This window comes from Microcystis ichthyoblabe FBCC-A1114 (assembly GCF_050500245.1).
Lineage (GTDB): Bacteria > Cyanobacteriota > Cyanobacteriia > Cyanobacteriales > Microcystaceae > Microcystis > Microcystis ichthyoblabe_A.
On record NZ_CP191408.1, the window covers coordinates 720,721 to 742,526 of the forward strand.

The 21,806-nt window shown below is 44.1% G+C and carries 18 protein-coding genes and 3 pseudogenes; 6 read left to right on the forward strand and 15 right to left on the reverse strand.

Annotated features, from left to right (window positions below):
• Positions 1 to 95 precede the first annotated feature (95 nt).
• Positions 96 to 791 carry a response regulator transcription factor gene (locus ACQY1Y_RS03345; RefSeq protein WP_002737332.1) on the reverse strand — a complete coding sequence of 232 codons (696 nt, stop codon included), beginning with the start codon at positions 789 to 791 and terminating at the stop codon, positions 96 to 98.
• A gap of 273 nt (positions 792 to 1,064) precedes the next feature.
• Here ACQY1Y_RS03345 and ACQY1Y_RS03350 point away from each other — a divergent pair, with 273 nt between their 5' ends.
• Positions 1,065 to 3,221, forward strand: a complete 2,157-nt coding sequence (locus ACQY1Y_RS03350; protein ID WP_430013977.1) for a putative PEP-binding protein — start codon at positions 1,065 to 1,067, stop codon at positions 3,219 to 3,221.
• A gap of 162 nt (positions 3,222 to 3,383) precedes the next feature.
• On the opposite strand, the gene ACQY1Y_RS03355 is transcribed toward ACQY1Y_RS03350, so the two are convergent.
• The 3 genes from ACQY1Y_RS03355 to psaM all read right to left on the reverse strand — a co-directional run bounded on the left by ACQY1Y_RS03355 (position 3,384) and on the right by psaM (position 4,647).
• A complete protein-coding gene (locus ACQY1Y_RS03355) occupies positions 3,384 to 4,004 on the reverse strand; it encodes a glycoside hydrolase family 15 protein (protein ID WP_430013978.1) in 621 nt (206 codons plus the stop codon).
• A 51-nt stretch (positions 4,005 to 4,055) separates the two neighbouring features.
• Positions 4,056 to 4,406, reverse strand: a complete 351-nt coding sequence (locus ACQY1Y_RS03360; protein WP_002737732.1) for a hypothetical protein — start codon at positions 4,404 to 4,406, stop codon at positions 4,056 to 4,058.
• A 148-nt stretch (positions 4,407 to 4,554) separates the two neighbouring features.
• Positions 4,555 to 4,647: a photosystem I reaction center subunit XII gene (gene psaM, locus ACQY1Y_RS03365; protein ID WP_012264462.1), complete on the reverse strand. Its 93-nt coding sequence runs from the start codon at positions 4,645 to 4,647 to the stop codon at positions 4,555 to 4,557.
• A 189-nt stretch (positions 4,648 to 4,836) separates the two neighbouring features.
• Here psaM and ACQY1Y_RS03370 point away from each other — a divergent pair, with 189 nt between their 5' ends.
• Both ACQY1Y_RS03370 and ACQY1Y_RS03375 read left to right on the forward strand, forming a co-directional pair.
• Entirely contained in the window at positions 4,837 to 5,556 is a 720-nt protein-coding gene (locus ACQY1Y_RS03370; RefSeq protein WP_002776025.1) for a TerC family protein, read from the forward strand.
• Positions 5,557 to 5,667: 111 nt separating this feature from the next.
• Positions 5,668 to 6,150 carry a thiol-disulfide oxidoreductase DCC family protein gene (locus ACQY1Y_RS03375; protein WP_430013979.1) on the forward strand — a complete coding sequence of 161 codons (483 nt, stop codon included), beginning with the start codon at positions 5,668 to 5,670 and terminating at the stop codon, positions 6,148 to 6,150.
• A gap of 174 nt (positions 6,151 to 6,324) precedes the next feature.
• On the opposite strand, the pseudogene ACQY1Y_RS03380 reads toward ACQY1Y_RS03375, so the two are convergent.
• The 8 genes and pseudogenes from ACQY1Y_RS03380 to ACQY1Y_RS03415 form a co-directional block, all read right to left on the reverse strand.
• A pseudogene (locus ACQY1Y_RS03380) lies at positions 6,325 to 6,516 on the reverse strand (cadmium resistance transporter); the annotation flags it as partial.
• 310 nt (positions 6,517 to 6,826) lie between these two features.
• Positions 6,827 to 7,353 (reverse strand): annotated as a pseudogene (locus ACQY1Y_RS03385) (ISNCY family transposase); the annotation flags it as partial.
• A 110-nt stretch (positions 7,354 to 7,463) separates the two neighbouring features.
• Positions 7,464 to 7,754: a hypothetical protein gene (locus ACQY1Y_RS03390; protein WP_375328786.1), complete on the reverse strand. Its 291-nt coding sequence runs from the start codon at positions 7,752 to 7,754 to the stop codon at positions 7,464 to 7,466.
• Between the two features lie 24 nt (positions 7,755 to 7,778).
• Entirely contained in the window at positions 7,779 to 9,212 is a 1,434-nt protein-coding gene (locus ACQY1Y_RS03395) for a tetratricopeptide repeat protein (protein WP_430013980.1), read from the reverse strand.
• A gap of 1 nt (position 9,213) precedes the next feature.
• Positions 9,214 to 11,637 carry a TIR domain-containing protein gene (locus ACQY1Y_RS03400; protein ID WP_430013981.1) on the reverse strand — a complete coding sequence of 808 codons (2,424 nt, stop codon included), beginning with the start codon at positions 11,635 to 11,637 and terminating at the stop codon, positions 9,214 to 9,216.
• A 151-nt stretch (positions 11,638 to 11,788) separates the two neighbouring features.
• Positions 11,789 to 11,956, reverse strand: coding sequence for a DUF3368 domain-containing protein (locus tag ACQY1Y_RS03405; RefSeq protein WP_149106694.1), 168 nt, complete (start codon positions 11,954 to 11,956; stop codon positions 11,789 to 11,791).
• Positions 11,907 to 12,335, reverse strand: a pseudogene (locus ACQY1Y_RS03410) (sulfate ABC transporter substrate-binding protein); the annotation flags it as partial. The pseudogene ACQY1Y_RS03410 and the gene ACQY1Y_RS03405, both read right to left, overlap by 50 nt.
• A gap of 107 nt (positions 12,336 to 12,442) precedes the next feature.
• Positions 12,443 to 13,117: a cadmium resistance transporter gene (locus ACQY1Y_RS03415; protein WP_002763668.1), complete on the reverse strand. Its 675-nt coding sequence runs from the start codon at positions 13,115 to 13,117 to the stop codon at positions 12,443 to 12,445.
• 240 nt (positions 13,118 to 13,357) lie between these two features.
• Here ACQY1Y_RS03415 and ACQY1Y_RS03420 point away from each other — a divergent pair, with 240 nt between their 5' ends.
• Positions 13,358 to 14,620, forward strand: a complete 1,263-nt coding sequence (locus ACQY1Y_RS03420) for a sulfonate ABC transporter substrate-binding protein (RefSeq protein WP_430013982.1) — start codon at positions 13,358 to 13,360, stop codon at positions 14,618 to 14,620.
• 127 nt (positions 14,621 to 14,747) lie between these two features.
• On the opposite strand, the gene sigC is transcribed toward ACQY1Y_RS03420, so the two are convergent.
• From sigC to ACQY1Y_RS03435, 3 genes are all read right to left on the reverse strand, one after another.
• A complete protein-coding gene (sigC, locus tag ACQY1Y_RS03425) occupies positions 14,748 to 16,019 on the reverse strand; it encodes an RNA polymerase sigma factor SigC (RefSeq protein ID WP_430013983.1) in 1,272 nt (423 codons plus the stop codon).
• Between the two features lie 231 nt (positions 16,020 to 16,250).
• Positions 16,251 to 17,312, reverse strand: coding sequence for an anthranilate phosphoribosyltransferase family protein (locus ACQY1Y_RS03430; RefSeq protein ID WP_123229937.1), 1,062 nt, complete (start codon positions 17,310 to 17,312; stop codon positions 16,251 to 16,253).
• Between the two features lie 43 nt (positions 17,313 to 17,355).
• Entirely contained in the window at positions 17,356 to 18,327 is a 972-nt protein-coding gene (locus ACQY1Y_RS03435; protein WP_002737888.1) for a LysR family transcriptional regulator, read from the reverse strand.
• A gap of 603 nt (positions 18,328 to 18,930) precedes the next feature.
• On the opposite strand from ACQY1Y_RS03435, the gene bchD reads away from it, so the two are divergent.
• Together bchD and ACQY1Y_RS03445 are read left to right on the forward strand one after the other, a co-directional pair.
• Positions 18,931 to 20,928: a magnesium chelatase ATPase subunit D gene (gene bchD, locus ACQY1Y_RS03440; protein WP_430013984.1), complete on the forward strand. Its 1,998-nt coding sequence runs from the start codon at positions 18,931 to 18,933 to the stop codon at positions 20,926 to 20,928.
• A 364-nt stretch (positions 20,929 to 21,292) separates the two neighbouring features.
• Complete coding sequence (locus tag ACQY1Y_RS03445; RefSeq protein WP_016516745.1) at positions 21,293 to 21,796, forward strand: hypothetical protein; 504 nt, start codon at positions 21,293 to 21,295, stop codon at positions 21,794 to 21,796.
• The last annotated feature ends 10 nt before the right edge of the window (positions 21,797 to 21,806 follow it).

Here is a 21,806-nt window from a genome sequence, read left to right on the forward strand (position 1 = left end):
TGTAGTTTTATTGCAAAAAAAAAGTTTTTTTGACAAAAAGCACAAAGTATGATAGACCACCAATGGATTTCTAGCCGCAAACAGTAGCTGCTATATTAACTGGTTAAACCGTGTTTTAGGGCAAAACGTACCAATTCCGTGCGACTATTAGTACCAGTCTTGCTAAATAAGCGACTGACGTATTTTTCTACGTTCCTAACGCTGGTTTCTAGACGACTGGCAATTTCTTTATTCATCAATCCCTCCGCTACTAAATCTAAAACACTTTGTTCCCGGGGGGTCAGATCAACTTTAATCGGGGGGGGAGTGGTAGTAAAAGTGTTCTGTTGTCCCACCTGCTGTTTTAATTCCCGGATATCTCGGGCAATTTCTTCTAATCTAGCGTTTTCGCTGGTGGCTTGCAGGGATTGACGACGGCGCTCGATTAAAGACTTGATTAATGCTTCTAATTCTTCGGGATCGAAAGGCTTGGATAAATAAGCATCACAACCAGCATTATAACCCTGAATGCGATCGCTTGTCATCCCCCTTGCAGTGAGAAAAACCACGGGAATTGTCTGAAAACGAGCATCTTCGCGCAATTTCTTCAGAAACTGATAGCCATCCACCTGCGGCATCATAATATCGGAGATAACTAATTCCGGAATTTCTTGATTGAGTAAATCCCAGGCTTCGTTAGCATTACTAGCAGTTCTTACCTCGAATTCATCCCCGTACTGTAGATATGCTTGCACAGATTCACGAACCCCCGGTTCGTCATCCACTAACAAAACTTTCGCAGGTGTGTCCATCAATTTCTCGCAGCGATCGAATATTGTCCGAATCCTATCTTATCAGCTAAGGAGATAGGAGTCAGTAGTCAGGAGATAGGAGTCAGGAGATTGCTTTTATTTATTCTCCCCTCTCCACACCCTACACCCCACACCCCACACCCTACACCCTACACCCCACTTTCCAGATCATCCTCAAGATAGTGACGGTGAGTTAAACTAGCAGATAGAACCAAAAAGTTACAAAAATCACACAATAATTTTACAATCCTTTCACCATTCTTAACAAATCCCGTGACCATTCTCTGCTGGCTCGATCGCATTAGTGCTTCTGATCGCCCCCTGGTGGGGGAAAAAGCTTTTATTGCCAGTGAATTACACCAGCGAGGATACCCAATTATCAGGGGATTTGCCATTTTTAACCGCATTTTTGCGGAATTTTTGGAAACTATCAACAATACTGACTCATTCCTGACTGATTTTCCCCAGTCTTCCCTCTATTTAGACGTAGATAACCCAAAAGCTCTGCAATTAGTCGCCAAAGAAAGTCGGCGGGCCATTTTACAAGCGCAAATTCCTCCTCTCTGGTTAGAAGAACTAACGGCGGCCGTGGCACAATTATCCATGGATAGCCTAGTATGGCGCTTTTCCTTACCTGCTCATCTGGCTCGGCGAACTCTCGGTTTATTTTCCGCCCCCATCAGTGGAATTAAAGCAGATAATCTAGAAAATGCCCTAAAACAAGCCTGGGCGGAGTTATTCACCGCCAGAAGTCTATTTTATTGGCGAAAAGTGGGAATTGGTTTAGAAAAAATTCAATTATCTTTACTGGTACAACCATTATTACCAGCCAATTGTGCGGGAAATGTGCTCATTAATGAGGATAACTGGCAAATTCAGGCGGTTTGGGGATTAGGACACAGTTTAGCTAATGGAGAAGTGGCACCGGATACCTATATTATCGATCGCTCCGGTCAATTACGCAGTCGGCAATTAGGCAATAAATCCAGGGCTTATTATCTCAACAGTGACAGTAATCTGCTTGCACCACAATTATTAGCACCCAGTTTACAGGAAAGCTACTGTTTAGATAATTTCGCCATCGATCGCCTTTGTCAACTGGTTCAATCTCTACTAGCGGAAAAACCCAGCTTAACCAGCATAGAATGGCTGATGATGCTAGATGGTCAAATTTATATTCTCAACTGTCACAGTCAGGAAATCACCGCTACTACCTCCAATTATCCCTTAAGAGGATTAGGGGCATCCCCAGGGTTGGCATCGGGAGTGGCAAAAGTGATCAGCAATTTCGACTCCCCAGAGGCAAATTTTCAGGATTGCATTCTGGTTACTACTAATTTACCTCCGAAAAAACTGCCCCATTTACGCCAAATTCGAGCAATGATCACGGAACAGGGGGGATTAACTAGCCATGGAGCCATCTTAGCCCGGGAATTAGCCATTCCTGCCATTGTCGGGGTAAAAAATGCCACAGAAATTATCCGCTCAGGCGAGATAATTTTAGTAGATGGTACGAGGGGAATTATTTCTCTAGCATCTCAGGAACAGATTTCCTTACCCCCAGCACCCCCCAGAGAAACCGACGGGACGGCAATTGCTACCCGTTTGATGGTTAATCTCAGTCAAACTGAAAGTATTGCCAGAATCCAAGAGCTGCCTATTGATGGGATCGGTTTATTGCGCTCAGAATGGATGATTTTAGAGTTACTTTCTCAGCGTAATCTAGAAGAATGGTTAACTCCAGAGCATCAAGAAGCATTGATCGAGAGATTAAGTGATTTAATCGCACAATTTGCCCTTAGTATCCAGCCTAAGCCTTTATTTTACCGTTCTTTTGATGCTCAACATTCGGCTAAAGACAGTCGGGGAACCCATGGTTATATATTAGATCCGACTCTATTTGATCTAGAATTGCAAGCTTTACGACGGGTACAAACCACCAGCGCCACCAATATTAATTTACTGCTTCCCTTTGTCCGTGGGGTTGAAGAATTTATTTTCTGCCGGCAACGGGTACAATCGGCTTTACTCACTCAAGTCCCTTCTTTCCAATTGGGGATAATGGTGGAAGTACCGGGGGTAATCTTTCAATTGAGGGATTATGTGCAAGCAGGGGTACAGTTAATCGCTATTGGTACTAATGATTTAACTCAATTACTTTTAGGTAGCGATCGAGAACATTTCTCAGAATATTTTAACGCCCGTCATCCCGCAGTCAGGGCAGCTTTAAAACAAATTATCACTCAAGCAAAAGTTTTACAGATTCCCTGTTCCGTTTGCGGCATGGCCATCGTCCAGTATCCTGAAATTATCGATGATCTGATTGCTTGGGGTGTGACTTCTCTTTCGGTGGATACAGAAGCAGTTTTAGCCACTAGAGAGGCAATTGTTCGCGCAGAAAGAAGGTTTTTATTGGAAAATGGCAGATAACCTCGGCAAAAGGAGCGTTAGGGGTTGGCTGTTGGGGAAGATGTTAAGTAGGGTTTGCGACAAAAAATTTCTCGTATGGGTAAAACCCTACACCCCACACCCCACACCCCACACCCTGTCCCCACGAAAAACTTTTTCAGCATATCCTAATTATACTTATCCCTAAAACTGGTTTCTAGCAAGGCTTTCAAAATAGCTTGACATAAAAACTTGATTTAAGTGACCGCTATCCTCATCCTGCCAATAACTAATCGCTTGAAAATATAAGGGGAATAGGGCAATTGTTTCTAGACAATCGGGGGAAAGCTGAACATATTTTTCCCGTGCCAAACGACAATAAAACCAGAGAAAATAGCCAAGGGCATCATTTTGTGCGTGTTGCCAAACTTGGTCAATTTCCGTCAGTGTACGTCCCTCAAAACGAATATGAGGACGTTCCCTGATCTTTTCAGGATTAACCCGACCTTGGATAATATTAATAAAACGCCTTTGGAACTTTTGAAAATAGTTCATCAAAGTCTGAATATTCTTGACAGCGATCGCTGTCTGTCCGATAATATAGTGAGAATAAGCCAGATAAACGTTATCCCTCAGCCAAACATTGGCATATCCAGTGTATTCTGTCTCATTACTGACTAATGCTGCTGGAAATAAGCCATTTTCCAGATGGGGAAATCTCAAGACATCATTTTCCGACAAAAACGCGGATAATCTCTGAAGCTCCCCCAGAGAGTAGCGGTATTTAATGAAATCGAGAATTTTTTCGTTGTGAACAACCAGCATCGGCAAAATACTCAAATAATCTGCTCAAAAACGCATTTATCTCGCTCAATTCTACTGAGAAACCCAAAAAATGCGTCTTTGATTAGGATCCCGTCGGGGACTTTGTTCCCCCATCACTTGCCGCGCTTGACTAGGATCAAAGCTGCGAGTAAATTGACCGCGCAATTGATTGACGCGTTCCTCCTTTTCTTGGGCTGCCAAACGCACTTCTTCTAATTTTGCCTGTTGCATCTGTTGGTAGGGTAACAAACGAGCGATCGCAAAAACCGCCGTGATGGAAATGGCGCTATAGGCAATAATTCGCAGCCAAATCTCGATAATTTGCCATTTTTGGGATTTATTGCCGCTTTTTGGCTTTTTTTGCGGTTTTTTGTCGGTTTGGTTTCGTGTTCGTGCGGTCATAGATTTATGAGTACAAGTAAAATCGGTGAGAAAGGTGGCTAATTACTTTCAATTTACACCCAATCACTGATAACCGATAACCGAAAAAACCCCAATCGGTCTATCCTATAACTAGGTTAGACGGGATTGGGGTTTATTGAAAGCGACTTTACTTATAAAGTTCCGTCGCTAGACGAAAAGCCAAAATCCCGGGGATTAAAGCAATTACCAGAGCGACTAGAACTTGAGTATCAGAAAGCATTGCTGATTATCTCCTCATAAAGATATTCATCCAATACTTTCCGACATCATCGGGGTTCTCTGCATCATTTCGTTACAAGACTTCATATCTCCCCACCCCGATGACGGTTATCTCCCCTAGAAAAGAAAGTTGTAAAAGCGTTAAGCTGAGATATTGCCATGATTACATTTATTTTTACCTGCGGCCTCAATGTTAGACTCGCTCCTTGATTCATCTCTAACCCTTAGTCTAAAAACCCCGTTAATTCTGTTGGTTCTCATTGCCCTAGAAGCGGTATTATCAGCAGATAACGCCATTGCTCTCGCTTCCATAGCACAGGGATTAGGAGATCATCAGCGTCAACGTCAGGCCTTGAATATTGGCTTAGTTTTCGCCTATATTCTCCGTATGGTCTTGATTCTTACTGCCACCTGGGTGGTTAAATACTGGCAGTTTGAACTTTTGGGAGCAGTATATTTGCTCTGGTTAGTCTTTAATTACTTTGCCTCCCCTGAAGACAAGGATCACACCCATCATAGTCTCAAGTTTCAATCTCTCTGGCAAGCTATCCCCCTAATTGCCGTTACCGATTTAGCTTTTTCCCTCGATAGTGTTACCACCTCCATCGCCGTGGCCGATGATACTTGGTTGATCCTGCTTGGTGGTACGATCGGAGTAGTTACCCTGCGCTTTATGGCGGGTTTATTTATTCGCTGGTTAGAGGAATACACCCACCTAGAAGATGCTGGTTTTGTCACCGTCGGTTTGGTGGGTTTAAGATTGCTGTTGCGGGTGATTAGTCCCGATTTTGTGCCGCCGGAATGGATTATGATTAGTTTAATTGCTGTCCTCTTTGCTTGGGGTTTCTCAAAACGCAACGATCGAGAACCAATAGAGAGTGATCCCATCCAATCTGATGAATTGCCATAAAATAATCATCAGGAGTCAGTAATCAGTGATCGGATTTGAGTTTTCAGTTCACTGTTCACTGTTTACTGTTTACTGTTTACTGTTCACTGAAAAGAGAATCCCTAGAAGATCATGTCATCTTTACCGACTCAATCTGCTGATACCTTAGAAAATTCTACTCGATCGCCCTCTTGGAAAATTAAACTCCTCTACGATGGAGAATGTCCCCTCTGCTTGCGGGAGGTTAATTTTCTGCAAAAACAGGATGCTGGGAGAGGATTAGTTGCTTTTGTCGATATTGCCGCCGAAAACTATAATCCGGAGGAAAATGGCGGTATTTCCTTCGCGGCGGCCATGGGACGAATCCACGCTGTACTAGCCGATGGTACTATCCTCCAAAATGTGGAAGTGTTTCGCCAAGTCTATGATATTTTGGGCATCGGTTGGATTTATGCCGCTACCAAATGGCCGGTTATCGGGTTTCTAGTGGATATTATCTATGAAATTTGGGCTTCTTGGCGATTAACCTTAACCGGAAGACCGAATTTAACTACAATCTTAGCAGAGCGTCAAAAACGTCTGGAATGCAACTCATCAAATCGTTGTTCTCGCTGAGTTAAAATCTCCTAACCCTACCCCCCACTCAGAATCACCCCTTGGGATGTGATACTAAATCCGTTGAGTATAGGCTACTTATAAGGACAGGCAAAAGGCACAAGGGGGAATACATAATCAGTTTTTAATAACTGGATTTAATGTGATAATTCTGCCTAGTAAATAAATGGTACTTTATTTTCTTGCCAGTCCCTGACTGCGACCGATGATCGCCCAGAGATAGCTAATTGCTGAGGCCAAAAACGCGAGGGAAATACTTTCTTTGACGATAAAAATCCCTAAACCGATCAGCACACAGGGAACGAAGGTACTTCCCTGACTGGTTAGAATAGTGGCGATGGTCGGCACACTGGTCAACCCGTAGGCGATTGTGGTTCGGTCGCGATCAGATTGTCGGTAAACACCTGGTAAACTTGCCCCAAAGTTTTTTGGCTGATTGACGACTCCTATCTCCTAAATAGGGTCTGCTGAAAAAGTTTTTCCTGGGGGTAGGAGTCAGGAGTCAGGAGTCAGGAGTTTCGGGCTTTGTTGCCCTTATTTTTTTGTACCAGTTTATGTACTACAAGAAGGATAATGCAAGGTTTTTGAAAGTCCCAATCCTATTTTCTTGCACTAACATCGGACTTTAACAGGTCAAAAGCCTTATTTTAAAAGGGTTTTACCATTATTCAGCAAGCCCTAAATAGCAACCAATAATTTCCCTTGTATTTCTATCAATTGCAAGCCAAATATAGACCTTTATCGTCTTAGAAAAAACAAAAGACCACATCTCATCACATTCTATAACCAATTTACCTTTTGGTTTGTCCGAAACCTTTATTTGACGGGGGACAGCCGCCAGTTTATTGTTGACATAGTTTTGTAACCATGACCAACTTACCCCTGTTACTCTAGCAATTCCTCGTCAGGAAATTCGTTCGAGCAAGAGTTGATCAATTAATTGTTTGGTTTCGTCAGAGACGGTTTTATTAGTGGGATTGATCACAAACGGTTGACCACACTTCGACAGGCTCAGTGACCACATTCTTTACCTTGACGTTTGGGTTTTCCATTATGAATAGAACCATTCTTGATCATATAATGAGAACCACAATTAGGACAGGGGAATAGAGGTGAACTAGGGGGGGTATTTTGTTCGGTGCTAGACTGATATTTGAGTAAGCCAGACAGGAGCCTGAAAAAGATATTTATCAGAAAAGTCATGATCAAGCTAGAGGTTTAAAGACTGATTCTAGCCAATTATTTTTATTAATAAATATTTTACACAATTCATACCATGTAAGCAAGAGGGCCACGGCACTACTATCGAATCATTACCCAGATAACAACCAATGTAATTGTGATTCTAAAGATGACTTTAATGGCTTCATGAACAATTTACTAACCCTTTCCCAATCTTCCACCTGACACAAATGATAAAATGCCTCTAATAAACCTTTTACTTTTTCTAAATTGGACGTATTCGGATTAGGCTCATATTTCGTTAGCCAGTTAATAATGGCACGATAGGAAGACCGTTTTTTTCCTCGTTTCATCGCTTTAACGGTAGCTGAACTAATACCAAGTTCTGCTAACATCGACTCACCAGAGATCAGTTTACTCATGTTAATTTGCCTTTTACCTTCAATTTAGTTTCTATCATTAGTTTCTATTTGTTGTAGCAACTCTTGACACTCCTTAACCAAGGGAATCCCTAATTCGGTGGCTATCTGTAAGGCTTTTTCGCAATGCTCTCTTGCAAGTTGAGGTTGATTGGTTTTATGGTAGAGTTCAGCTAAGTTTTTGAAAACTTCTGCTTCTAGGGATCTATTACCTGTTAGTTGGCATATTTCTAGAGCAGAGTTAAAGTTATCTAGTGCATCTGAATAACTTTCAATCTTAGATTGTACTACTCCTAATCCATACAGAGCATAAGCTTCTGACCTTTGTGAACCTAATTCTCTAGCAATCTTAAGCTTTTGGCTTTGCATATCTAAAGATTGATTGTAATTGCCTAAAACATAATATTCATCTCCCATATTGCCTAAAGCAATACCCTCCCCTAGGCGATCGCCAATTTCTCGTGAAATCACTAAAGCTTGCTGATAATAGTTAATAGCTTGTTGATGTTGTCCTAAAGAACCGTGAGCAATCCCCAAATTGTTCCAATCAACACATTCAGCTTGTGGATCGCCAATTTCTCGTGAAATTACTAAAGCTTGTTGATGACAGTCAATTGCCCGTTGATATTCTCCTAAATCAAAATACGCAAGCCCCAGATTACCCAAACTAGAGCCTTCTCCTCTGCGATCGCCAATTTCTCGTAAAATTACTAAAGCTTGTTGACAACAGTCAATTGCCTGTTGATATTCTCCTAAATAGTTGTAGATAAGTCCTAGATTTCCTATAGCAGTTCCTTCGCCTTGGCGATTTCCAATTTCTCGTGAAATGACCAAATTTTGCTGATGACAGTCAATTGCCTGTTGATATTCTCCTAAAAAGTAATAGATTCGCCCCAAATTGCCTAAAGCATCGCCTTCTCCCGCTCGATTACCATTTTGGCGCGAAATAGCTAGAGCTTGCTGAATGTAGTTGAGTGCCTGTCGATATTCTCCTAGATTACAGTAACTATCACATAAAATGTTTAAACAAGTTTCATCTAATGTGATATCTAAATTTAATGTGACATCTAACTTGCTGAGTATTTCTAAACAAAACTGAATTTGTTTTTTATAATATCCCCAAACTCCTAATTGCAAACAAAGATACTCTTTTGCAGATGTACTTAACCGAATTAGAAAAATGGTCTTTGCTTTTTCCCAATCTTCAATCTCACATAAATGATAAAACGCCTCTAATAAACCTTTTACTTTCTCCAAATTAGAAGCTTTTGGATTAGCTTTATATTTCATTAGCCAATTAATCACTGCTCGATAATAAGAACGTTTCGTTCCTCCTTTCATAGCTTTAACAGTGGCTGAATTAATCCCAATCTGTTCTAAAATTGTCTCACCAGAAGGGATAAGACTCGCTTCGTCTGACACTTGTTGCGTTTTGGCCTCTAATTCAGCTTGATTACTCATCTTATTCACCCAATTGTTTTAAATGTTCTAGCGATACACTTCTAATTAAATTGTGCTGTCTTAATACACATTGATTTTCTTGAACTAATTCCTCCACTAAATACCGATCTCTTAAAGCATCCAACGCTGCTTTTTGTTCTTCTTCATCCCGATCCCAATCTTCTAAATGAGACAGCCAAAAATCCTCTGGTACAGGACAGCGATAAACTGAAGCTTCACAGAGTAAAATATAAGCATACTTGACATCTTTTTGAAGTCGAGCAAAGGTTTTATTCAAACGAGATCGCACATTCCGTCTTAGGGTCTTTGTAAAGCGATCTAATTTAAACAAATCCTGGCCAGTTGTCTTACCCACTTGTGCTTCTGCAATCGCCTTTTCTACTTCCTCCACCTCACTCCCATACTTATTCCAGTAGGCGATAACATTACCATTAAAAGGCTTATTTTTAATTTCTCCTGCAATCACTCGCAACGCCAAAGGATGACCTTCATAAGCACCACCAATTCGCTCTAAATAAGTTCTTCCTGCTGAATTAACATCAATCTCTAAACCAATTTTCTTAAACAAAGCTAATCTTTCAGACTCATCTAATCCGCTTAATTCTTGACGATACCAGAAATTTTGAGAGCGACTTCCTATCTCTTCAACTTGTCTCGGTGAATCCTGAGAAGTAAGAATGATAGAACTTAAACAGGAATCCGACTTCAGAAAACCATTGAAAAATTTCACCCACCAATCATCTTTAAAATCACTCCAACCTTCCTCTTCATTTCCCTGCAAAATGTTTTCTAAAGAATCAATTTGGACTAAATAACGATTTTCTTGCAGGTGTTTCAGCAACCGATTAAGTAATCTTTGGGTATCTTTGCGATCATCTGGGGTGATCAGTTGTCCCCACTTTTCTAACCATCGAGCCGCTACACTAGCAAAATCAGAAGTCTGTTCCTCATTATCAAAATTTTCCTGATAATATTGACTCCAATCTCCTCCAAACCAGTCAGATAATTCAACAGCCAAGCGTTCCCCTAAAGCTGTTTTTCCAATTCCTGTCATTCCCACTAAAACCAGCAAGCGACAAGATTCTCGAATGCGAGATTTTAAATCTTGGATTAATTGATCTCGACCAACCCAAGTATCATCATAGGCGAAAAAGTTAGGAGATATTGAGGGAATTTGTTGCTTTCCCAAGGCATTCACCAACTTTTGCCATTCAAATGCTTCATCTTCGGGATTAACAAAATTGAGATAGGTTAAAGCCCTCAGTCGTAGCGGCAGTTCACATTTTTCCTTTAAAAGAGGAAGCAATCGCAATTTTTGATTCGCTGGATCGAGTGTTTGCAGCAGAATATTTTCAAACTCAGTCCATCCACTCTCCAGATAATTAGGTGTCAAAATCAGTAAAGTCTTATGGCTGTTTATCACTGCCTGTTCAATATTTTTGATGCTTGGCATTCCTATAATAAAATCTCGGTAGTCAATGCAAGCCTTAATCTTTTGCTCTTCCAATTTTCTGAGCAATTCCTTAACCCAAGGACGATCCTTCGAGCTGTAGGAGATGAATATGTCGTATTGATAATTTGAGTTGTCTGACATTGATTCTGCTTTTGATAGAAGTTTGGTTTGAGGTTGACTAGAAGTTGAACCGTTGGGTTTTTCCAGATTTTTTTGTTGTTTTGCTTCATCACCCCCGAACTTTGCCAATATTTCAAAAGCAAAAGCACTCGCATGACGCGCCGCTATTTCCTGAGAACCAGACGCATCCGCCTCACTTTTCTTCTCAATTAAATCAGAAATTCCTCGAATAATTAATGCTGATACCTGCTGATTCGCATGAGACGCTTGCAGTAAACCTCGCCCTTCCATCTCCACTGCTAACGCATCCCCATAATTGGAGCGAAGAAATTGAAACACATCAGACTCTTTAGAAGCGACAACCTTTTCTCCCGCAGCAATAGGCGCAACAAATACGGTAGGTTTTACATCAGAAAGAGAAGAACCGAGCCTATTTAACCAATCCTCCTTTCTTGCTTCTGCTTTAGCTCTTTGAATGAGATTATAAGTAGAGAGTCCTACATCAGGTCTAGGTTCAAAAACTTTCTTAACTTTACCTGACTCATAACCATAGACTTTTGTAGCCGCTACCACATCCCCAAGCTGGACATCCTTGATGCCACCTGCTACCCCCACAAACAAGATAACACTGGGATTGAAATAGGATATTGCCCTTTCCGCTTCTAAGGCTGCACCGACATTTCCCGCACCCACATCAACAATTCCCACTTTCCACTCTTTCCCACTGTCAATAAATTTTCCCCGCTCATAAATCGTCCCTTGCGGGTGCATTTCTTCTCGGAGGTCACTCAGATGGGCGCGAACTGCTATATATTCAATGGGGATAGCTGTGAGGATAACCGCGCAAGGCATAGGTGAACCTTTAATCTTATTGAGCTATCTTAGATTATGGCTTTTTTCTGAAGAGATGGCTAGAGTAAATTTTAACGTCTCTGCCGTATTTGCCGCGATCGCTGAGATTTCGGCGGCTAATCTGTCTTAACTTCCTGGTTGTGAGCCATGGCTACTCTCCAGCAAATTCCAGGATGGTTGCGTACAACTGGTTACTCACTCGAAAGTCAGCTTGCTCAATTAGTCGCTCCATCAGGGGTTTAACGGCTGGAATCAGGCGATTTCTCTTAGCTTGCAGAAGCACTCCCAATAATCCCGTTACCCGCAATCCATAGCTCATTATGGATTAACCCCGCGTCGGCGATGCGCATCACGTCTAGAGGTAGGGCTAGATGTACCACGTCCGCCTCTTGTTTCCCGGCGATCACGTCATCGGCCTGGGCCAGGGAACCGCCGTAACTCCGCTGGAAAATGACTTTTTGGTTATGCTCTTTCCGCCATTTCTCGACGAATTTCGGGATAATCTGGTCGTGGGCGGCTTTTGTGACCGAGAAGGAAACGAGATTCAGTTTCACCTCCGGTTTTGAGCCGATTCCCCCGCAGGAGGCGAGGGCAATACTTGCCAACAGTCCCACTAACAGGAAGGAAAGGAAGCTCCTCCCCGATAAGGAACGAAAGGGACGAAACAGCGATCGAATTGGCAACAGTGATACATTCATCGGGATTTTCTCGATAAGGTTGCTCTAAACCAACTAATTTTTTCTTCTCTCTTCCTGAATTTTGACTCCCGTGGGATCTGGAGATTGGCGTTTACGGGGGGTCTAATTTAGCCGATGGGAATCAACAGGCGATAGGAGCCGTTATCGAGAATAATCCGTAGGCCCAACCACATCAGCACAAAAGGGAAAAGCTTACTCGCATAACGGCTGAGGACAACCGCGATCCCCGGTTGGCGGGTTAGATTATAGGAGAGAAATAACCAAGTACAGACGATTAGATAGCAGATCGGGATGATGACGGCTAACTGCGCCACGGTACTATTGGCGAATAGGGGAATGTAGATACCGAGATTATTGCCGCCATTGGATATCGTGACCGCGGAAACTTTATAGGTTTGGCGATCGCTGAAGACTTGACCGAGGGATAGTCTGCGGGAGGCGAATCCGTGAAATCGGGCGTTTCTTCGCAAATTCACCTTGCGATCTGCGGTTTCCCTCTCGTTATCGCGATTTAACGTCAGTAAATTTCTCACACCGATGAGGATTGGCAAGATTCCGAGAAGACCTATATAAATCGGCGGGATGATTAAGCCGAGTAGAAAACCCAGCAAGCTCACCGATACTAAGGCCGTAAACCCGACTAGCTCGCCGACGACAACGTGAACCGGGCGAAAGGTACGATTTACCTCGCTAAAGAAGCCGGTTAGATAAATATTGTCGTCGAAGGTGGTGGCTATGCCGGTGGCCACCGCGATTTTGACGATTTCGATCAACCAATCCATCCATACTACCTCGATCTCTCAAATGCGGGCGCAATTTCACTTTAAAACTATATCATTTTCAATACATTTATAAATGTACTTTGTTACACAATCGAGGAGTCGTGGGTTTCTATAGTATGTAGATAAAACTAATGGAACCTCTCCCGCTTGCCCTGAGCCAAGTCGAAGGGATCAAGTTGGGAAACCCTTCCCTCTTGTCTCCTTTCCCGATCATAAATCTTGTTTTCTGCGAGAAATCCCATGCTCCACCGTTCGATCAAGTGTCTCTGGAAACCGTGGCGAAATTGCCGGGGAGTTCTTCCCGCAGTGCTTTTTGTGACCAGTCTGGTGGGGAGCTTTCTCCTGGCTGGATTTTCCGACACGAACGCAAAGCGCTCGCTACGCGAGATCGCCGTCGGTCAAAATTCTCGATCCGATAACCTGATTCTCAACCTCGTCGATAGCTTTAAATTCCCCCGAAATACCACTCCCCGGCTATTGGAAACCGTGGGATTATTTATCGCTGGAATTCTCTTCTGTATCGCGATCGATCGCTGGTTCAAGCGCTCGACCCCCTCCGATATCACTCCCCTTGCCAAACAAGCGCGGCGGCTAGGAACCCTCAAGATCGGCTACCCCGAGGGCATGACCAATCTGGAAGTTCTCCGCGCCCAGGCCTTTCTGGAAAGACGCTTAAAACCCTTTGGGGTGACGGTAACGTGGACGAGTTTTCTGGCCGCTTCCTCTCTGATCGAGGCCTTGAGCAACGGAACGATCGATTTCTGCGGTGGTGGCGGTACGGCGAGTATTTTCTCCCAAGCGGCGGAACACGTCTTCGTCCGGGTAGCCAAGGAAAAATATACCGCCCCGAAAGGTCAGGCGATTCTCGTGCCAGAGGATTCGCCAATAGAGACGTTGGCGGATTTAAAAGGAAAAAGAATCGCCTTCGATCGAGGTTCGAGCGCCCATTACGTCCTTATCCGCGCCCTGATGAGAGTGAATCTAGAATTAAACGATATCGAACCGGTGTATGCAACCCAACCGGAAGCACTGGCGCTTTTCCGTCGCGGTGAGATCGACGCTTGGGTGGTGTGGGTTCCCTATTCCCCCACCGAGACGCGCACCTATCCGGGAAGATCGGTGGCCGATCTAGGGGGTATCTTTGGGGAAAACGCCTCTCTAGAAGTGCCGACCTATTATTATGCAGTTCCCGAATTGGTGCGGGATTATCCCGATGTACTGAAGGTGATTTTAGAAGAAGTGAACGAGGCAGGTGCTTGGGCGAAACAACAGGAGTTAGAGGCGACTAGACGCTTGGCAGCTCACCACGAGATCGATCCAGCGATCATCACTAATCTTGAACAACGGGCCTCTGAACGTGCCATTATCCCGATCGACGATCGCTCTCTGACGGCCCTACAACACCAAGCTAATATCTTCCGAGACCTGAAGCTGATCCCCCATCGAGTCAATGTGCGCGACGGAACCTACACCCTACAGACGAAACAAAATTGGACGTATTAATCCGACGGCAATATTTTGGGCATTGGTGGGATTTATGTGGCTACCAAATGCCCGATGATCGGGTTTCTAGTGGATATTATCAGGGAGTATTTAACTCCCTAATAGGGTTCTTCTGTTGGTGATCTAACTAACTCAAAGCTTCAAAATAATCGCGAATTTGATGATGTCGCCCGGATTGACGCAGTTTTTGCAACGCTTTCAACTCAATTTTTCGCACCCTTTCCCCGGATAATTCCAAGATGCGACCGATATCAGCCAAGGAATGGGATTTACCATCGAGAAAACCATAGCGCCATTCAATCACTTCTCGTTCGCGAGTGGTTAAATCTGCCAATAATTCTCTCATATCTCTTTGCAAAGATTCATAGACAAGACGATTTTCTGAAGACACTTCTTCAGTTTCCAAAAGGTCTATTAATTCCGTATCTTTTTCCTTACCCACTTTTATTTCTAAGGAAACCGAACGTGGCACTTTCATCAACAATTCCCGCACAGTTTCAGGAGTCATCCCTAACTCTTGGGCAATTTCCTCTACGGTCGCAGTACGACCGCGCATTTGTGAGATTTTCCGTTGTGTTTTCCTAATTCTGTTGAGTTTTTCGGTAATACTCACCGGTAAGCGAATAATCCGGCTTTGAGTCGCGATCGCCCTCGTAATTCCTTGACGAATCCACCAGTAGGCATAGGTAGTAAAATGATAGCCTTTGGTGGGGTCAAATTTCTTGACGGCGCATTCTAAACCTAGGGTTCCCTCTTGAATCAAATCCAATAATTCTAAACCGCGATTCTGATATTTTTTGGCCACCGACACCACCAGACGTAAATTGGCCTTGATCATCTGTTCTTTGGCACAGGTACCAAGGGCGATAATTTCTTCCAATTCTTCCACTTCTAAGCCCGCTAGATGCGCCCAACGCTGTTTTCCCGCTTTCAAAGCATTTTTTAACTCAGACACGGTGATTTGGGCAGTTTCTGCCCAACGTTCCAGGGAGAGAGGATGGGCTGATCGAGTTGACCCTGAGAGAAGCCGAAGGGCGGTCAGTCGATCACAAATCTTAATTAACTTGACAAATTGCTGTATTTGTGCATCACCTTGTTTAAGGGCAGTGGCGCGCAATTTCAGTAAAGACAGATGACGCTGCACCCGTTGCGCTTGTTCAACTTCTTCGTCCCGTTTGAGTAGAGGCACTCTGCCAATGTCTTGTAGGTATAAACGGACTAAATCGGTAGTTGTACGGTTGCTGTAGCTTTTTTGGGGACTAGATACTAAATTATCTTCTAAATCACTGCCGAGAAAATCTTCATCTAGGTCGATCGAGTTTTCCTTCAATTTTAGGACAGAAAAAGAGGGGGAGATAAATTCAGTTTCGAGCGTCGAGGAGGGATTAATTGCAGACATGGTGGCTTCTCTACGGGCGACTGTGATAGGAATTAGAAACTTCTAAATCGTTCACCGTAGTCATGGTTTTCCCCCTTGAGCGCGGAAATGATGCAGTCGGGAAAATTTTTTTTCAAAAGCATTGATCTTTAAACCGAGAAGTTACACCAAGTCTGGGGTTTACCTTCTTGGCCCAACTTCTCAAATTAATGATTGATTTAGAAGTAATTTCCCCTACAGCCTTATTCCTATCTATTCCTGATTTTCCAGATAATTACAGATTTGTTCTAGTTTAGCCAGGGCTTTTCCCGACTGTAAAGATTGTTCTGCTTGCTGGAAACCCGTGGGGATATCTGGGGCAATTCCACAGCGCCAAAGATAAAAACCACCGTTAAAAATTGCCGCATCGGTTAATTCGTTATTTTCTCCAGCTAATAAACCCTTTAATTTAGCGGTGAGCATCTCTAAAGATTCGAGGGGATAATCCGAGGGACAGAAGCCATAATCGCGAGGATTTAGGAAAAATCGCTGAAAGGAAGGGGTATCGGTGGGATTTCCCAGACCAATAATCGCCGTCCGATTACAGGCTAAATCACAACTCCCCTCTAATCCTTTCACGGTGGTGAAGTGAGAGATATTTCTCAGAGCGAAAGTTTCGCGAAAACGATCCTCGGTGGGGGGATGAACAAAACCCGATATCTGATGAATATTACCCACAAAAGGCGACCACATTAACTCTACCGTGGCCATGGGCGGACGTTTACCGATTTGCTCCCGATAGGTGACAAAATTCTGTACTAGGGGAAAATGGCGCGGAATATAGAAAAAAGTCAATCCTGTGGTGATTAAACAGTCTTTCACTGCTGCTAAGGATAATTGACTAAAATCTGCTCCTAATTGCTGCCAGATTTCCCTGAGGGAAATACCGTATTTAGTCGGCATTCGATCGCCCCCGTGCAGGACTACGGGAACCCCCGCCAACCCTAAGATTAAAGTAGTGATCGGAGTAACCGGGGCAGTGCGAGAGCGTCCATCGTAGGGATTGCCAAAAATAGCGATCGGATGCTGAAAAGAGGCTGATTCTAGGGTTATTTGCGGACCAAGCTCGGCGTAGGCATCAAGCATTCCCGCTAACTCATCGCTGGTGGGGCGTTTAATGCGATGGGCAATCATAAAAGCGCCGATTTGGGCTGGGGTTGCCTCTTGGGTTAACATCATCTTGGTGGCCATCGCCGCTTCGGGACGGGTTAGATTTTTGCCCGTATGGGTGCCACTACCGATCGCTTTTAATAATTCTCGAAAAGTATCGCTCATCTCAAGGAAGAAAATAAAGGATAAATGGGATTGATGGGAATTGCTAAGGCTGGACAGGGTGATTTTCTAAGCTTTTAACCACACTTTGATTCATTTGCCGCACTAATTGACAAAAATGAGCGATCGGTGGTATCTGTAGGCGATCGCTGGTGGTGACAAGGACTACCTGACGGGTGAGACGATGACTAAATTTACCATGGTTAAGATGGGGATTTTCGCCACTAGGGGAAGCAAGAGGACGAATGGCGAGGGTGGCATCGCTACGCGCTTCCATCAGGGCAGATTGAGGCAGAAGAGCGATAATATTACCCTGACGCACCACACCGCGAAAAGCATCAAGGGTGTTTAATTCCATGACAGTTTTTAGGTGGGCATCCTGACGGGAAAACCATTCTTGTACTAATCTTTGCATTCCGTAGCCATCTTTGAAAACCACTTGCGGATAGGGGATTAATTCCGACCATGGCACTTCTTTGTATTGGGCAAGGGGATGATTAGCGGCCATGAGAATTTCGATCGCTTCTTCGTATAATATTTCTACCACCATCTCTGGGCTAGAGGTGAGAAAACGATTATTCATTACCAAGGCCAGATCTACTAAACCATCCCGCAGCACTTTTAATGCGCGATCGCTGCCCAGGGCTGTAACTCTTAACTGCACTTCTGGGTATTCAGCACAAAATTTCGGCAAAATCGGCGGTAAATAGTGGGCGCACACGGAATGAATCGCCGCCACGCACAATTCTGGCTGTTTTCCCGCCTGTAGGTCAGTGATTTCCTCGTGAACATTCGTCCATTCTTGACAAATTCGTTTCGCCCGGGGCAGTAATTTCTCGCCAGCAATGGTTAATTTCGCTTGGGCGGTACGATGGAAAAGAGGTAAGCCCAAATCGGTTTCTAGGGATTGAATCTGGCGGCTGATAGTCGATTGGGTGACTCCACACTGGCGGGCAGCTTGACCGAAATTGCCTGTATCGGCTACGGCTAAAAAGGCTTGCAATTGCTCGATCCGCATTCTTTCTGGTTTTAATTACATTCCGTCATGACCTTATGACAATAACGAATTTTACTGGGACTTTTGGTAGAAATTGTTACCGTTTTCTCAGTTATCAGTTAGCAGTTAGCCGTTAGCAGGTGTCAGATTTGAGTTTTCAGTTCACTGATTACTTTTTACTGTTGACTGAGCATTGAAAAAAGCTCTCTGCTCCCTAGGGTTGATTCATTTAAATTAAGTACAGCTGATTTTGAGTCAATAAATTTGACTGAAGATTCTCAAGTTTATCTTTTTCTAATCAAAAGAGTTAGTTACAATAACTAATCTTTAATCCTCTGCCAATATTTATTATGAATAAATTGATAAAGCTTCTTCTCAAGCCACTAAAAGCCTATCTCTCTTGAAATTGTCTGAGAGTACATACTCATTTTACAAAGACAGCGATCGCTTTTACTTTTGATATTCTGATGGGAGAATGAAACAGCCCTACCTTGATAAGGGGGGTGTCTGATAATTTTTAACGCCTACCTACTTAAAATCTGAGTTCGGGAATCAAAAGGGGAAAAGCGCCAGACCAGGGAGCTTCTGTTTTACACTAGAATTTGGCCGCCTGAATCTAGATCTATGCCCACTCTGAACCTCAATTTTCCCCTAACTGCCGTTGTCGGCCAAGAAGCGATTAAATTAGCCCTACTCTTAGCCGCCGTGGATCCCGCCCTGGGGGGTGTGGTAATTGCCGGTCGTCGGGGAACCGCCAAATCAGTCATGGCGCGAGCGATACATTCCTTACTGCCACCGATCGAAATTATCGCAGGTAATGTCTTTAATTGTGATCCCAACAATGCCGACGAATGGGACGATCGCACTAAAGAAGAATATAGCAGTGGAGAGGTCGCCACGGAAGTTATCCGGGCCCCTTTCGTGCAGATTCCCCTGGGAGTCACCGAGGATCGTTTATTGGGTTCCGTCGATGTGGAAGAATCGGTGAAACAGGGGGAACCAGTCTTTCAACCCGGTTTATTAGCCAGCGCCCATCGGGGAATTCTCTACATCGATGAAATTAATCTACTCGATGACCAAATTGCTAACCAATTACTCACAGTTTTAAGCGAAGGACGTAACCAAATCGAACGGGAAGGCATCAGTTTTCAACATCCCTGTAAACCAATCCTGATCGCTACTTATAACCCAGAAGAAGGGGATTTACGAACCCATTTATTAGATAGAATTGCCATTGCGCTTTCCGCCGATGGTGTCCTTAGTTTAGACCAACGAGTAACCGCCGTCAATCAGGCGATCGAGTATGCTGTTTCTCCCACCGCTTTTATCGCCCAATATGCCCAAGAAATCGATGATCTAAAAACCGAAATTATCCTAGCCAGGGAATGGTTAAAAGAGGTAAAAATTAAACCCGAACAAATTAGTTATCTAGTCGAAGAAGCGGTGCGCGGTAGGGTAGAAGGTCATCGCGCCGAGATTTTTGCCGTGAGAGTAGCCAAGGCCGCCGCCGCTTTAGAAGGTCGGGATTTAGTCAGTGCCGATGACTTAAAAAGAGCCGTCGAATTAGTTATTGTACCTCGATCGCTGATTACGCCACCACCCCCGGAACAGGAACAACAGCCACCGCCACCACCGCCACCACCGGAACCGCCCCAAGACGAAAACCAGCAGGAACAGGAAGAAAAAGAGGAGGAGAAAGAGGAGGAAAAAGAACCGGAACAGCCGGATAATCTGCCAGAAGAATTTGTTTTCGACCCGGAAGGGGTTTTACTGGATCCCAGTGTGCTGTATTTCGCCCAGATGGCCCAGCGTCAGGGGAAATCGGGGGCGCGTAACCTGATTTTCTCGGAAGATAGGGGACGTTATATTAAGCCAATGTTACCCCGGGGCAAGGTGAAAAGAGTCGCCGTCGATGCCACTCTCCGGGCGGCCGCACCCTATCAAAAAGCCCGTCGCTTAAGAAATCCCGAACGTCATGTGATTATAGAAGAAGGGGATCTGCGCTCAAAACGGCTGGCCCGCAAGGCCGGTTCTTTAATTGTCTTTGTGGTTGATGCCTCCGGTTCCATGGCTCTGAATCGGATGCAGTCGGCCAAAGGTGCGGTTATGCGTCTGTTAACGGAAGCTTACGAAAATCGCGACCAGATTGCCCTGATTCCTTTCCGGGGTGAGCGAGCAGATGTACTACTACCGCCGACCAAATCGATTACCCTAGCGAAAAAACGTCTAGAAACCCTGCCCTGTGGTGGCGGTTCCCCCTTAGCTCACGGTTTAACCCAAGGGGTTCATGTGGGGATGAATGCCCGTTTATCGGGGGATATCGGTCAAGTGGTGATTGTGGCGATTACCGACGGTAGAAGTAATATTCCTTTGGCGAAATCTTTAGGCGAACCGATTCCGGAGGGTGAAAAACCCGATATTAAGGCAGAACTGCTCGATATTGCCGCTAAAATTCGCTCTTTAGGCATTAAACTGCTGGTTATCGATACAGAGAAAAAATTCGTCTCCACTGGTTTTGCCAAAGAATTAGCCCTAAAAGCTGGGGGTAAATATTATCATCTACCCCGGGCCACGGAACAAGCGATCGCATCTATGGCGCGAGGGGCAATTGCGGGACTGTAGCTAGTGGTTAGGGGGTGCAGATCATTTTTGTCAATCTACCATCCCCACCCTAGCTTTAAGCCCTACCCTGTCAGGGTTTTAGACTATTATTGGGCTAGAAACAAATCGCACCCCCAAATGCGAGATGCTTGCACGCAGTTTTTCATACATTTGTATTAATTGAAAAGTTACCGATAATTTCTCGGCGGTGGATATTTCTGTAATCTTGAGATAAACGCCTAAAAATTGGCTATTGACTTGAATTTTGCTGATTTTCTGTTTTTTTTGGTCTGGTGTGGCAGAATCTAGAAAAACTTAACAATAATCAGCAATCAGCGAGAGATATACTACAAACAAACATGAGCAAGTTTTAATTAAGATAACTATGAGCTTTCGATTTGGCAAAATCTTGATAGCAGGGGTATTAGCGACACTTTTGCTAGTAACTTCCTGTGCTAAAGCTCCCTCGCAATTTGACCGAGCGCAACAGGAAAGTACCGCTCGCGGGGCGGCGGCAGTGGTGAAAGAATCCACCTCTGGCGGCAGTTTTAATCGGTTTTTCCCGCCTTCTGGGGGAGGATACGAGCGCGTCTATACCCAGGAGAAAAAAGGCTTTGCTGAGGCAAAACTGAAGCAAGATGGCAAAGTTCTGGCTATGTTAGCCATATCTGACATTAGCAATAATCCCGCCGCAGCCAATAAATTCCAAGACAGTCAAACCACAATCAAAGGTTTTCCCTCTATCGAACAGGGTGCAACCGCCAGCTCCGTTTTAGTCAATAATCGCTATCAAGTCAAGGTTTTATCGCGGGATACGGATTTTGATGCCAGCGATCGCCAAGCTTGGTTGGCTAAGTTCGATTTAGATGGTTTAGCAAAATTAAAGTAAGGAGACATCC

What these genes read in the sequence shown, in the direction of transcription:
- ACQY1Y_RS03345 (WP_002737332.1), bottom strand. Translation starts at nt 791, where the DNA reads ATGGACACACCTGCGAAAGTTTTGTTAGTGGATGACGAACCGGGGGTT.
- ACQY1Y_RS03355 (WP_430013978.1), bottom strand. Translation starts at nt 4,004, where the DNA reads ATGCTGGTTGTTCACAACGAAAAAATTCTCGATTTCATTAAATACCGC.
- ACQY1Y_RS03360 (WP_002737732.1), bottom strand. Translation starts at nt 4,406, where the DNA reads ATGACCGCACGAACACGAAACCAAACCGACAAAAAACCGCAAAAAAAG.
- psaM (WP_012264462.1), bottom strand. Translation starts at nt 4,647, where the DNA reads ATGCTTTCTGATACTCAAGTTCTAGTCGCTCTGGTAATTGCTTTAATC.
- ACQY1Y_RS03370 (WP_002776025.1), top strand. Translation starts at nt 4,837, where the DNA reads ATGTTAGACTCGCTCCTTGATTCATCTCTAACCCTTAGTCTAAAAACC.
- ACQY1Y_RS03375 (WP_430013979.1), top strand. Translation starts at nt 5,668, where the DNA reads ATGTCATCTTTACCGACTCAATCTGCTGATACCTTAGAAAATTCTACT.
- ACQY1Y_RS03390 (WP_375328786.1), bottom strand. Translation starts at nt 7,754, where the DNA reads ATGAGTAAACTGATCTCTGGTGAGTCGATGTTAGCAGAACTTGGTATT.
- ACQY1Y_RS03395 (WP_430013980.1), bottom strand. Translation starts at nt 9,212, where the DNA reads ATGAGTAATCAAGCTGAATTAGAGGCCAAAACGCAACAAGTGTCAGAC.
- ACQY1Y_RS03400 (WP_430013981.1), bottom strand. Translation starts at nt 11,637, where the DNA reads ATGCCTTGCGCGGTTATCCTCACAGCTATCCCCATTGAATATATAGCA.
- ACQY1Y_RS03405 (WP_149106694.1), bottom strand. Translation starts at nt 11,956, where the DNA reads ATGAGCTATGGATTGCGGGTAACGGGATTATTGGGAGTGCTTCTGCAA.
- ACQY1Y_RS03415 (WP_002763668.1), bottom strand. Translation starts at nt 13,117, where the DNA reads ATGGATTGGTTGATCGAAATCGTCAAAATCGCGGTGGCCACCGGCATA.
- ACQY1Y_RS03420 (WP_430013982.1), top strand. Translation starts at nt 13,358, where the DNA reads ATGCTCCACCGTTCGATCAAGTGTCTCTGGAAACCGTGGCGAAATTGC.
- sigC (WP_430013983.1), bottom strand. Translation starts at nt 16,019, where the DNA reads ATGTCTGCAATTAATCCCTCCTCGACGCTCGAAACTGAATTTATCTCC.
- ACQY1Y_RS03430 (WP_123229937.1), bottom strand. Translation starts at nt 17,312, where the DNA reads ATGAGCGATACTTTTCGAGAATTATTAAAAGCGATCGGTAGTGGCACC.
- ACQY1Y_RS03435 (WP_002737888.1), bottom strand. Translation starts at nt 18,327, where the DNA reads ATGCGGATCGAGCAATTGCAAGCCTTTTTAGCCGTAGCCGATACAGGC.
- bchD (WP_430013984.1), top strand. Translation starts at nt 18,931, where the DNA reads ATGCCCACTCTGAACCTCAATTTTCCCCTAACTGCCGTTGTCGGCCAA.
- ACQY1Y_RS03445 (WP_016516745.1), top strand. Translation starts at nt 21,293, where the DNA reads ATGAGCTTTCGATTTGGCAAAATCTTGATAGCAGGGGTATTAGCGACA.